The 11,620-nt window shown below is 67.2% G+C and carries 11 protein-coding genes; 6 read left to right on the top strand and 5 right to left on the bottom strand.

Annotated elements, in window-relative coordinates; genetic code table 11:
- The 4 genes from D6M19_RS34320 to D6M19_RS21260 all read right to left on the bottom strand — a co-directional run.
- Positions 1-458, bottom strand: a 458-nt coding sequence (locus tag D6M19_RS34320; protein WP_234834968.1) for a lectin, incomplete at its 3' end; no start/stop codon positions are given.
- A gap of 154 nt (positions 459-612) precedes the next feature.
- A complete protein-coding gene (locus tag D6M19_RS21270) occupies positions 613-2,019 on the bottom strand; it encodes an NAD(P)/FAD-dependent oxidoreductase (protein ID WP_123027238.1) in 1,407 nt (468 codons plus the stop codon).
- Positions 2,020-2,117: 98 nt separating this feature from the next.
- The gene (locus tag D6M19_RS21265; protein WP_123027254.1) at positions 2,118-3,005 is read right to left on the bottom strand and encodes a sterol desaturase family protein; all 888 of its coding nucleotides are present in this window, start codon (positions 3,003-3,005) and stop codon (positions 2,118-2,120) included.
- 82 nt (positions 3,006-3,087) lie between these two features.
- The gene (locus tag D6M19_RS21260) at positions 3,088-4,635 is read right to left on the bottom strand and encodes a carboxylesterase/lipase family protein (RefSeq protein ID WP_123027237.1); all 1,548 of its coding nucleotides are present in this window, start codon (positions 4,633-4,635) and stop codon (positions 3,088-3,090) included.
- A 104-nt stretch (positions 4,636-4,739) separates the two neighbouring features.
- On the opposite strand from D6M19_RS21260, the gene D6M19_RS21255 reads away from it, so the two are divergent.
- The 4 genes from D6M19_RS21255 to D6M19_RS21240 are packed head-to-tail and all read left to right on the top strand — an operon-like array spanning position 4,740 to position 6,939.
- A complete protein-coding gene (locus D6M19_RS21255; protein WP_123027236.1) occupies positions 4,740-5,648 on the top strand; it encodes an oxygenase MpaB family protein in 909 nt (302 codons plus the stop codon).
- Complete coding sequence (locus D6M19_RS21250) at positions 5,645-6,268, top strand: TetR/AcrR family transcriptional regulator (RefSeq protein WP_123027235.1); 624 nt, start codon at positions 5,645-5,647, stop codon at positions 6,266-6,268. Before D6M19_RS21255 ends, D6M19_RS21250 begins: the two co-directional genes overlap by 4 nt.
- Before the next feature lie 9 nt (positions 6,269-6,277).
- The gene (locus D6M19_RS21245) at positions 6,278-6,616 is read left to right on the top strand and encodes a DMT family transporter (RefSeq protein WP_123027234.1); all 339 of its coding nucleotides are present in this window, start codon (positions 6,278-6,280) and stop codon (positions 6,614-6,616) included.
- On the top strand, positions 6,616-6,939 hold the full coding sequence (locus tag D6M19_RS21240) for a DMT family transporter (protein ID WP_123027253.1): 324 nt from the start codon (positions 6,616-6,618) through the stop codon (positions 6,937-6,939). The genes D6M19_RS21245 and D6M19_RS21240 overlap by 1 nt, the downstream gene beginning before the upstream one ends.
- Here the strand turns inward: D6M19_RS21240 and D6M19_RS21235 are convergent.
- Positions 6,911-8,113, bottom strand: a complete 1,203-nt coding sequence (locus tag D6M19_RS21235; RefSeq protein WP_123027252.1) for an MFS transporter — start codon at positions 8,111-8,113, stop codon at positions 6,911-6,913. The genes D6M19_RS21240 and D6M19_RS21235 overlap by 29 nt on opposite strands.
- 61 nt (positions 8,114-8,174) lie before the next feature.
- Here D6M19_RS21235 and lysA point away from each other — a divergent pair, with 61 nt between their 5' ends.
- A complete protein-coding gene (gene lysA / locus D6M19_RS21230) occupies positions 8,175-9,449 on the top strand; it encodes a diaminopimelate decarboxylase (RefSeq protein ID WP_123027251.1) in 1,275 nt (424 codons plus the stop codon).
- A gap of 30 nt (positions 9,450-9,479) precedes the next feature.
- Entirely contained in the window at positions 9,480-11,615 is a 2,136-nt protein-coding gene (gene malQ, locus D6M19_RS21225; RefSeq protein ID WP_123027233.1) for a 4-alpha-glucanotransferase, read from the top strand.
- Positions 11,616-11,620 lie beyond the last annotated feature (5 nt).

Below are 11,620 nucleotides of genomic sequence, written 5' to 3'. Positions count from 1 at the left end.
GGAGGCGGCGGAGGCGGGGCCGGAGCTTCTGCGGGCGGCAGCGGCTCTTCGGCCACGGCGGGCGCGACCTCGGGGGCCGCCTCTGGCGCCGCGGCGTCACCAACCATTGGCGGTGGGGGCGCCTCGTCGGTGTTGGTGCCCGACGCCCACGCGACCCCGTCGAATCCGTACACCACGACGTTTCGATCGTCCTGCAGGATCAACCGGACGTCCTTGGCGCCCTTTGTATCGGTGTGCCAGATGGGCTTGTCCGACGTGTAGAGCACGACGTTGCCGTCCTTCTGCACCTCGAGGCGTTCGGCGTCTTGGCCATTGGTGCCCGTCGCCCATACGGCCTGACCCTGTGCGGCCAGCACCAGGTTGCCGTCGTCCTGCAGGGTCAGCGTGTAGGCGCCGTTCCTCGACGTCAGCGATTGCCCACGTTCGAGCTTCTCGCCTATTGCGAGCCTGTCAGTCACGTGCTTGCCCCTTTCTGAAGGCGACACCGTGGCCGTCCCTCGACCAGACGTCTTGTCCGCATACCTATCGCGGCTGAGCTTACTGATCTTGGTAGGGCATGTGGGCGGTTCGGATCGGCCCAATCGAAACGTCATTCAAACGATTGATGGACAGTCAGGAATCGAAGCCGAGTCCGAGTGCATCGAGCGTGCGAAGCAACAGGTTGCGCCGCCCGGCAGAATGATCGGCGCGGTCGAGCGACCACCTGGTGGCCTGGATTCCGATGCTGGCCAACGGCTCAGGCGGAAACGGCAACGGCCGCTTGCGAACCATCTCCAGTTCGGTGCGCGCGCTCGACCGTCCCTCGAGCAGGTCGAGGCAGACGTCGGCGGCGAAGCGGGCCGCGCCGACGCCGAGCCCGGTGAAGCCGTTGACGTAGGCCACCCGGCCGCCGTGGGCCAGACCCCAGTGCGCACAGAACCGGGTGCTGGTGTCGATCGCTCCGGCCCACCGGTGGCTGAACCGGACGTCGTCGAGTTGGGGAAAGGTGATGAAGAAATGCGCTGCGAGCCGGCGATAGCTGGCGGGCCGATCTTCGTAGGCGGGTTTGACCTTGCGGCCGAACTTGTAGATGGCGTCGTAGCCGCCCCACACAATGCGGTTGTCGGCGCTGAGCCGGTAGTAGTGGAATTGGTTGGCGGAGTCGCCGATTCCCTGTCGGTTGGCCCATCCGACGCGGTCCAGCTGGGCGTCGGTGAGCGGCTCGGTGGCCAGCACGTAGTCGTACACCGGTACCGTCTGCAACCGGTTGCGCATGATCAGGCTCGGGAAGACGTTCGTGGCCAACACCGCCCGGCCTGCGGTGACTGTCCCGTTGCCTGCCCCGAAACGGACAGCCGAACCAGAGCTGTCGATCGACGTGACGTTCGTCCGCTCGAAGATGGCTACGCCTGCTTCGACGCAGGCGCGGGCGAGTTCGAGCGCGAGCTTGCCCGGATGGACGATGGCCAACGTGTCGGGGCTGAACAGGCCCGCCAGGTAGGTCGGCGACGCCACCTCGGCGCGCACCTCGTCCTGTGCGACGAACCGGCCCTCGCCGCCGTCGGCCGCCTCCTGCAGCCAGGCCACCTGATGCGGTTCCGTCGCGACCGCAAGCATTCCGGTGCGTTCCCAGTCAACGTCGAGCCGCAGCTGCCCAATGTCGTCCTGCATGCCATCGAGGTTCTCGCGCCCCATCGCCTCGAGCGTTTCGATCTCGTTGGGCCAGCGCGCCTTTCCGTTCGCCAGGCCATGGGTCAGGCTGGCGTCGACGAAGCCGCCGTTGCGACCCGACGCCGCCCATCCGACACGTTCGGCATCGACCAGAACGATCTTCTGTCCCGGATTGCGCTGTGCGGCATGCAATGCCGTCCACAGACCGGTATAGCCGGCGCCCACCACCAGCAGGTCTGCGGTGACCGAACCCGAAAGGGCGTCGTAAGACGGCCGCGGTATGTCCAGCCACATCGAGTCCAACGAGCTAGCCGCCAGCGACCGTTCGACGAGCTCTGGATCGACATGGGAATCGAACACCGTCTGCACACCGCGACCCTACGGGCTGCGCACCGCCGGCGGCGCTAAAACGGTTGCGGCCCGCCGCCATGATGGATGCACCCGCTGGTCGAGGTTTCGGCGCAGCGCTACTTCGATACGGCGATCGGCGTCGCAATATCGGGCTGCACCGACTGCCGCGGCTCCCAGCCGGGCGGGCCGAAGACGAAGCCGAGCCGATCCCGCCAGCGGCGCGCGGCGCGGACGTCCCGCGCCATCGCGACGTATTCGTGGGTCTGCAGCTTCCAGATGTTGTAGGTGGCCACCTGTTTGGTCAGGCCGTAGTGCGGCCGGAACTCCTCTGCCTGGAAGCTGCCGAACAGCCGATCCCAGATGATCAGGATGCCACCGTAGTTCTTGTCGAGATAGATCTCGTCCATACCGTGGTGCACCCGGTGATGCGACGGCGTGTTGAAGACGAATTCGATTGGCCGCCACAGCTTTCCGATGCGCTCGGTGTGGATCCAGTACTGGTAGATCAAGTTGATGGAGAAGCTTGCGAACACCATCCAGGGCGGTACGCCGAACAGCGGGAGCAGAGCACGAAGGAAGACGTCACCGCTGATGTTCCACTTCTGTCTCAGCGCGGTCGCGAGGTTGAAGTACTGGCTGGAGTGGTGGGCCTGGTGCGTCGCCCAGAACAGCCGGACCCGATGTGCCATGCGGTGGTACCAGTAGTACGTGAGGTCGACGCCGACGATGGCGATCACCCACGTGTACCAGGCGTTGGAGGGCAGCTGCCACGGCGCGACATAGACGTAGAGCGCGGCGTAGCCGAGCAGCGCGATTCCGTTCATCACCGCGCTGGTGCCGACGGACACCACACCCATCCAGATGCTGGCCCACGCGTCGGGCCTCAGGTAGGCGCCGGCGGGGACGCGGTCGTCTTCGAGATGCGCGAGTTTCCGCGCGGCCGCCCACTCGATGACGAGCAGGATCAAGAAGAACGGAACCGCGAACGTGACGGGGTCGTGCATCAGCGGCGGCAGCACGTACTCCCATGCCTTTGCCCAGTCCACAGCGACACCTCCTACGCGATTCTAGCGAGGCCGGTTCCGGCTATCGGAAATTGAGTACCTGGGTGCCCCAGGTGGCGCGGATATGCGTATCGATGTCGCTGGCGACGGTGTCCTGCTTGTCGATGAGCAGGCACGCGCGGTCGGGTTCGGAGTAGGGCAGCCACTCGGGCTCACCGCGCATGCCAGTCGGCTCGGCATGGGTGGCGAAGTTGAGCCAGCGGGTCCGAATGCGCTCCGACACCAGGGCCCCGGTCTTCAGCCCGCCGAGCTTGAACGTCGGGTCCTTGGGACCGGTGACGAGATTACCCCAGACGAAGGGCAACTCGGTGGCGTGCGCGGCGGCGATGCGCAGCAGCCGCAGCATCGGGGTGGAGAAGTCGAATCGGTACAGATAGACAGGCGCAACGGCGCTGTGCCCTTCGGCCAGCCACACCGACGGCATCCGGAACCCGACATCGCGTGCCACCCCCATGCCGCGCGCCTTCCCGCGCAGGCCCGCATAGGCGGTTCCGATCTTGTCCTCGGTGGGAAGTTCCAGCGTCGGCTGCTCGGCGGCGATCTCGGTGAACATCGCGTTGATCGCCTCCGGCGTGATCGGCATCAGCGGCGACTTCATCCACTTGAACAACGCCGCCTCGTGCTTGTTGGTGCCGATGATCAACGGGACCGGATGCGAGCGGCCCTCGCGGGCGAGTTTGACCGGATAGTCGGGCACGATGTCACCGTCGACGATTGGCGCGAACGCCAACGTGCCGGGGTTGCGCACCGGAACGTCATAGAACACTTCGGTCGCGGCGGCGACGATGACGTCGACCCCAAGATCGGGCAGCCGGTCGACGTCGGATGCCGTCATGCCCAACCTGTCCAGGACAAGACGCGTGATGCCGTGCGCCCGGCTGACGTCGTAAACCGATGTGGCAGGCGAGCTTTGCGCGATCGCAGCGGAGAACAAGCCCTCGGCCGCCGGGCTGGTGAGCAACGTGGTGATGATGCCGGCGCCCGCCGACTCGCCGAACAGCGTGACGCGGCCGGGATCTCCGCCGAACGCGGCGATGTTGTCCTGCACCCAGCGCAGCGCCGCAAGCACGTCACGAAGACCGAGATTGGAGTCGAACCTGCGCCTTGGGGTGTCGAACTCGGACAGATCGAGGAAGCCCAGCGCCCCGATCCGATAGTTCACTGTGACGACGATCGCTTCGCCGGCGCTGGTGAGCGCCCGGCCGTCGTACAGCGGTTGACTCGCCGAACCCAGGATGTATGCCCCACCGTGCACCCAGACCATCACCGGCTTCCTGTCCCCTGCAGCGGTGTCCGAAGACGCCCAGACGTTGAGGGTCAGGCAGTCCTCGCCCTGCGGGGCGCCGAGGTCGATCGGGATCCTGGGGTCGACGGGCTGCGGGCAGACCCAGCCGTAGCGGGTGGCATCGGCGACGGTGGTCCATTTTTCGGGTGGTTCGGGCGCCCGCCATCGCAGGTCGCCGATCGGCGGCGCGGCATACCGCACGCCTTTCCACGACTTCGCTCGGCCGTCGTCGAAACCTTGGATCGGTCCGTTGCTGGTTTCTACCAGGGTGTTGTCGGTCGCCATCAGTCAACAGATTACCGGTGGGTAGCCGTTGACATCGCATGCCGCGACACGCAACGGTATAGCTGATAGTTCATTTGTAACATTCGTACCAGAAGGACGACCCGATGAATGCGCTGCGCCGCTGGATAGTCGACGATTTCGAGAGGGGCGCCGGTCGCCACGATGATCCGGCCGTCTACGGCGGCCCACCGGGCGATCCGGGGCTGATCGGACCCGGCAGCATGTCGTGGGAGATCAACGCCGATCTCGCCGCTGTGGCGCAGGCCGGTTTGCCCGCGATCGTGCTTGAGATCCTTCACCCCTCCGTCGTCGCAGGCGTCGAGGACCTGTCGAACTATCGCGAGGACCCGTTCCAGCGGGCCCGCGCCACGCTTGGCTACGTACTGGCCACCACCTTCGGCAACACCGAGGCGGCGACCGCGGTGATCGAACGCGTGAAGCACGTGCACTCGTTCGTCAACGGCACCCGCCCCGACGGGGTGTCCTACCGCGCGCTGGATCCCGAACTGATCGCATGGGTGCACACCTGCATTCCATGGATGATTCTGCGTGTGTTCGAAGACACCAAAAGGCCGCTGTCGCAACGAGAGAAGGATCGCTATCTCACCGAACAGGCGGTGATCGGCCGAATGGGCGGCGCCGGGTGGGTGCCCGAGACGGCGAAGGAACTCGACGACTATGTCGAGGCGATGCGGCCTCGGCTGTCGGTAAACGCACAGACCCGTGAGTTCATCGGTTTCCTGATGACATCGCCGTTCTTCCCCGACCTGCCCGAGTGGGTCGATCGGCAACTGCACAGGTTCACGATCTACGCGGGCATGAGCAGGGCGCCGCAGTGGGCGCAGGAGCTCATCGGCTACGACCGACCGCCGATGACGACGCGGGTGTTGACCGGGCCGATGCTGCGCCTCGATGCGCAACGGCTGCGTTGGGCCTTCGGCTCACCTCGCTATCTGCAGCTGGCGCAACAACGGGCGGCAGGTGTGGTGCGGCCGCAGGCAGCCGCGACGTGATCGGCACCCAGCTCGTCGGCATCGTCGGCGGCGCGAGCGCCGGCGGTCGGATCGACGAGGCGGCCGACCGGACAAGTCAGCGCATTCTGGATGCCGCGCTGACCGAGGCTGCCGCCGTTGGGCTGCAACGTATTACGGTCGAGGACGTGGTTCGCCGGGCCGGTGTGGCGAGGATGACTGCATATCGCCGATACCCAAGGCGAGACGATCTGGTCGAGGCCCTGGTGCGCCGCGAGACGCAGCGCTTTCTCGGCGCGGTCGCCGACGCCATCGAACGCGTCGAGGCCCCGGAAGAGGGTGTCGCCGAAGCCTTCATCGCCGCGGTCTCGTTCGCGCGCGAACATCCGATCCTGCGCAGAGCCGCCCAGACCGAACCGGCGCCGGTCGCCGACTCGGTCGAGCTGTTGACGATGGGATCGGCGTTCATCGCCAACTACATCCACGGCGAGCGGCCCAGTACCCCGTCGCAGCAGGTGCGCTGGGTCGCCGACGTGTTCGCGCGGCTGTTCTTCACCTATATCTCGATGCCGCCCGCCGACCCCGATTTCGGCGACGACGCCGAACTCCGCAGGTTCGCCAACGAGGTCCTGACGCCCATGGTGGAGCGCGCCGTCGGTTAGCTTGTAGGCGTGCAGAAATGGGTGCTGCTCGGCACGGCGATCGTCGTCGAGGTGGCAGCCACCCTGTCTTTACGTGCCTCCCAAGATCATTCGGCATGGCTGATCGTGGTCGTGGTGGGCTACGCCTGCGCCTTCGTGTTGCTCACGCTGGTGCTGCGCAGCGGCTTGTCCATCGGCGTCGCCTATGGAATCTGGGGTGCGCTTGGCACCGTGGGTACCGCCGTGCTGGCCGCGGCGATCTTCGGTGACCCGTTCACCTGGCCGATCGCGCTCGGCATCGGGCTGATCATCGCGGGAGTGCTGCTCGTCGAACTGGGCTCCCGGCACTCCGATGAGGTCGCGCCGTGATGTGGGCCGCGCTTGCGGGCGCCATCTTCTTCGAGGTGATCGGGACGATCGCGCTGAGGGCGTCGGAGGGTTTTCGCAAGCGGATCTGGATCATCCCCGTCACGATCGGCTACCTGGCGTCGTTCTACCTCCTGTGGCTGACGCTGGCGCTGGGCATGCACGTCGGCATCGCATACGGCGTCTGGACCGCGTGTGGGGTGGCACTGGTCGCGGTCGCCGCACGGGTCCTCTTTCGCGAACCGCTGACCTGGTTGATGGGATTGGGTATCGCGCTGATCGTGGCGGGCGTGCTGACTATCGAGCTGGCAGGCGCCGCGGGCTGAGCGCCACCGCAAGCAACATCACGGCCACACCCGCGACCGGCACCACGAGCAGCCCGACGCGCAGGCTGGTGGCGTCGGCGATCAACCCAACGACCGGCGGCGATGACACGAATCCGACCCGCATCAACCACGCGACCGCCGTCAGCCCGGTGCCCGGCCGCAGGCCCGGCAGCTGATCAGCGCCGTGCATGGCCGCGGGCACGAGCGTGGCCACGCCGAAGCCGGCGGCGGCGAAACCCGCGATGGTGCCCACAACGCTGGGAAACGCCAGCGCAGTGCCCATGCCTGCGGCCGTGATGAGCCCGCCGGCCCTTGCCACCGCGCGCTCGCCGAACCGGTCCACCAGCCGGTCACCCATCAGTCGACCGATGAACTGAAAGCCGACCATCGCGATATAGCCGAACGCCGCCAGCGCAGCAGGCGCGCCCAGACTGTCGTGCAAATACAGTGTCGCCCAAGAGCTTCCCGCGTCCTCGACGACCGCGCCCGCGATCGCGATGAGAACAAGCGCGGCCAGCGTCACGTACAAGCCGAGACGGGGCCGCGAGCCGCGTTCGGGCCGTGTCGACGGATGATCGTCGTCGTCGGGGCCGCGGAGGAGAAACGGGTAGGCGGTAATGACCACGACGCTGAACAACGCCGCCGAGATCGCCAGATGCGTTGTGCGTGGAATGTGCAACGCGATGGCGGCGGCGCCCATCCCGCCACCGAGGACCGCGCCGACCGACCAAACGGCGTGAGATGAATTGATGATCGAGCGCCCGTAGTTTCTCTGCACCCGCAGCGCCTGCGCGTTCTGGGCGACATCGGTGACCGCGTCGCAGGCGCCCGCGATGAACAGCGCCGCGGCGAGGACGACGGCAGACGGCGCCAGCGAGGCGAAGAAGACCAAAACCGCAATGCCGACACTGCTTGCCACCGCGACCCCCGCGGAGCTGAACCGACGGATGAGCGGCGCCGCGGCGAGCCCCGCGACCAACGCGCCACCCGAGAACGCCGCGATCGCGACGCCGTAGGCCGAGTTGGACAGCGCCAGGTCGGCCTTGATCTCGGGGTAACGAGGCAGCAGGTTGGCGAAAAGTGCCCCGTTGGTCAGGAACAACGCGGCGACCGCGACCCTGGCGCGCCGGTTGCGCGCCGCGACGCCGACTTCGTCGAAACCTCCAAGCGCCATGGGCACCGACGTTACCGACGAGTCGTACACCGCCGACGCGACGGAGTGAGACGCTGTGGCGATGCATACCGAGTCCACCGCAGAAGATCTGCTGAGCCTGTTCCCGCTGGGAACCCGAACCGATGCCGACGGAACCCTGATGGTGGGCGGATGCCGGCTCGATGACGTGGCCGCCGAGTTCGGTACCCCCGCCATCGTGGTCGCCGAGGACGCACTGCGGAACCGAGCACGGGACTATCTGGCCGCGTTCCGCAGCCGCTGGCCGCGCAGCGATCTGGCGTTCGCGTCGAAATCGTTCCCGTGCACGGCCGTCCAGCGGGTCATGCTCGAAGAGGGCCTTCATCTCGATGTGGCAGGCGGCGGCGAGATACTCACCGCGATCAAGGCGGGCGCCGATCCCGACCGACTGGTCATGCACGGCAACGCCAAGACCGACGAGGAGCTCGAGCTGGCCGTCAGGCACGGCCTCGGGCTTGTCGTCGTCGACAATTTCGACGACATCGACCGGCTGGAACGCATCGTGCCGCACGGCCGTAAGCAGCGTTGCCTGGTCCGGGTCATCCCCGGCGTCGAGGCCGCCACCCACGCCTCTCAGGCGACCGGGCACGCCGGTTCCAAGTTCGGCCTGATGCCCGATGACGCCAGGGATGCGATCGCGCGGATCGAACGCAGCGGGGTATTGCAGCTCGACGGCGTGCACACCCACGTCGGATCGCAGCTGCTCAACGTCGAGCAGCTGGCCGCAGCCGTTGAACCGATCGCGAAGCTCGGCACTTTCGACACCTACGATCTCGGCGGCGGTCTCGGCGTGCGCTACACCTACGACGAGCACCCACCCACCGTCGACGAATACGCCGACGCGATGGTGGCGCGGGCGCGCGCGCTGCTGCCCGATGGCAGCCGGATCATCCTCGAGCCCGGTCGCAGCATGGTCGCGACCGCCGCATGCACGGTGTACCGCGTCACGACCGTCAAGCGCGGAGTCGTCACCCATGTCGCGGTCGACGGCGGGATGGGCGACAACCTCGAGGTGTCGCTGACCGGGCAGCGATTCGAGGCGACGATCGTCGACCGGGTCGGCGGAGGTGGCGAGACGGTCGCTGTGGTCGGGCGGCACTGCGAGTCCGGCGACCAGCTCATCGACCGCATCACGTTGCGCGAGCCTGCGATCGGCGATCTGCTCGCGCTTGCGGTCACCGGCGCCTACTGCTACACGATGTCCAACCAGTACAACGGGGCCCGCCGTGTGCCGGTGGTGTTCGCCCGTGACGGCGCGGCGCGCCTGGTGGTTCGCCGCGACACCTGGGATGACCTGTTAAGCCGCGATGTCGGTTGAGAATGGCGCGAAGCGGGCAAGATTGACCACATGGCCCAGACCCCGCAGTCGCTAGGCGAGCTTGCCCGTCGCTACGGCGTCGCCACCGAGTACGAGGATTGGACTGGTCGGCACGTCGACGTGCCGGAAACGACGTTGGTCTCCGTGTTGGCCGCACTCGGGGTGCCCGCGGCCACCGAGGACGAGCGGGTGGCGGCGCTGGCCAGCCATGACCGCGACTACTGGAGTCGCGCCCTGCCGCCGACGATCGTCGCCCGCGCAGGCAGCGACTCGTCGTTCTGGGTGCATGTCACCCACGGCGATCCGGTTGGCCTGTGGATTCGCCTGGAGGACGGCAGTGTTCGCGCAGGCATGCGTCAACTCGAGAACCACACTCCCCCACACGATCTCGAAGACAGACTGGTTGGCGAGGCCTCCTTCGAGCTGCCGGGCGATCTACCGTTGGGCTATCACCGGCTGTACATCCAGGCCGGCTCGGTCGAGTCGAGCACACCGCTGATCGTCGTGCCGGCAAAGCTCGAGCTGCCGCCACGCCTCGGCGCTAAGCGGACATGGGGGCTGGCCACCCAGCTCTATAGCGTGCAGTCCGAAAGATCATGGGGCGTCGGCGATTTGACCGATCTGACCGATCTCGCGGTATGGTCCGGCGCACGCTACGGCGCCGGATACATCCTGGTCAATCCGCTGCACGCGGCCGCCCCGGTCGCACCGATGGAGCCCTCGCCGTACCTGCCGACGTCGCGGCGCTTCGTCAACCCGCTGTACCTGCGGCCCGAGGCGATTCCCGAGTTCGCCGAGGTACGCCAGCGCGGCCGTATCCGCAGGACTCGACTGGCGCTTCAGGAGAAGGCGCGGCGCGCGGATCTGATCGACAGGGATGCGGCGTGGGGCGCCAAGCGCGCCGTGCTCGAAAGCGTGTACCGGGTGAAGCGATCCGCAGGCCGTCAGCTTGCTTACGACGCGTACCGCGAACGAGAAGGCCGCGTCCTCGATGACTTCGCGGTCTGGTGTGCACTGGCAGAGCGGCATGGTCCGGATTGGCATCGCTGGCCGAAGAAGTTCTCCAGCCCGGCCCGGACTGCGGTCACCGAGTTCGCCGCCAAGCACTCCGAGACCGTCGATTTTCACAGGTGGTTGCAGTGGCAGCTCGACGACCAGCTGGCGACCGCGCAATCGACGGCCGTACGGGCGGGCATGGAGTTGGGCATCATGCACGATCTCGCCGTCGGGGTGGACCCCAATGGCGCCGACGCATGGGCGATGCAGGACGTCCTCGCCCTCGGCGTCACCGCGGGCGCGCCGCCGGACGAGTTCAACCAGCTTGGGCAGGACTGGTCGCAGCCGCCGTGGCGGCCCGACCAGCTTGTCGATCAGGGCTACAAACCGTTTCGGGCAATGGTCAACGCGATCCTGAGACATGCGAGCGGCATTCGCGTCGACCACATCATCGGGCTCTTCCGGCTGTGGTGGATCCCGAAGGGTGCACCGCCAACGGAGGGCACCTACGTGCGTTACGACCACGAGGCGATGATCGGCATCCTCGCGCTGGAGGCCCACCGCGCCGAGGCCGTGGTCGTCGGAGAGGACCTCGGCACGGTCGAACCGTGGGTGCGCGATTACCTGGCGCGCCGGGGGCTGCTCGGCACGTCGATCCTGTGGTTCGAGTTGGACCGCGACGGCGACGGCGGGCCGCTGCAAGCGCAGCGCTGGCGCGAATATTGCCTGTCCTCGGTGACCACCCACGATCTGCCGCCGACGGCAGGCTACCTGGCCGGCGAACACGTCCGGCTGCGCGACGAGCTGGGTCTGTTGACCCGGCCGGTCGAGGAGGAACTGGCCGACGACCGGGCCGCGCAGGCGGCGTGGGTCGACGAGCTGCGGCGGGTCGGGCTGTCGGGTGAAAAACCCGGCGTCGACGAGACCGTGCTGGCCCTGTATCGGTACCTCGGTCGCACCCCGTCGCGGCTCCTGGGCCTTTCGCTTGCCGATGCCGTCGGCGAGATGCGCACCCAGAACCAGCCGGGCACCTCCAACGAATATCCGAACTGGCGGATCCCGTTGGGCGGCCCGGACGGGCGTCGTCTCCTGCTCGAGGACGTGTTCACCGACCCTCGCGCGGCCGCGCTCTGTGAGGCACTGCGGGCGGCGGTGAACCCCCAGGTGTAACACTG

The sequence above is a fragment of the Mycolicibacterium stellerae genome (genome assembly GCF_003719305.1).
Taxonomy (GTDB): Bacteria; Actinomycetota; Actinomycetes; order Mycobacteriales; family Mycobacteriaceae; genus Mycobacterium; species Mycobacterium stellerae.
The sequence above is the reverse complement of the archived record's forward strand: the minus strand, read 5'-3'. Positions and strand labels throughout refer to the sequence as shown.

Bases quoted from the DNA above. Each gene is read 5' to 3' on its own strand.
- D6M19_RS21265 (WP_123027254.1), bottom strand. From the start codon at position 3,005: ATGCACGACCCCGTCACGTTCGCGGTTCCGTTCTTCTTGATCCTGCTC.
- D6M19_RS21260 (WP_123027237.1), bottom strand. From the start codon at position 4,635: ATGGCGACCGACAACACCCTGGTAGAAACCAGCAACGGACCGATCCAA.
- D6M19_RS21255 (WP_123027236.1), top strand. From the start codon at position 4,740: ATGAATGCGCTGCGCCGCTGGATAGTCGACGATTTCGAGAGGGGCGCC.
- D6M19_RS21240 (WP_123027253.1), top strand. From the start codon at position 6,616: ATGTGGGCCGCGCTTGCGGGCGCCATCTTCTTCGAGGTGATCGGGACG.
- D6M19_RS21235 (WP_123027252.1), bottom strand. From the start codon at position 8,113: ATGGCGCTTGGAGGTTTCGACGAAGTCGGCGTCGCGGCGCGCAACCGG.
- lysA (WP_123027251.1), top strand. From the start codon at position 8,175: ATGCATACCGAGTCCACCGCAGAAGATCTGCTGAGCCTGTTCCCGCTG.
- malQ (WP_123027233.1), top strand. From the start codon at position 9,480: ATGGCCCAGACCCCGCAGTCGCTAGGCGAGCTTGCCCGTCGCTACGGC.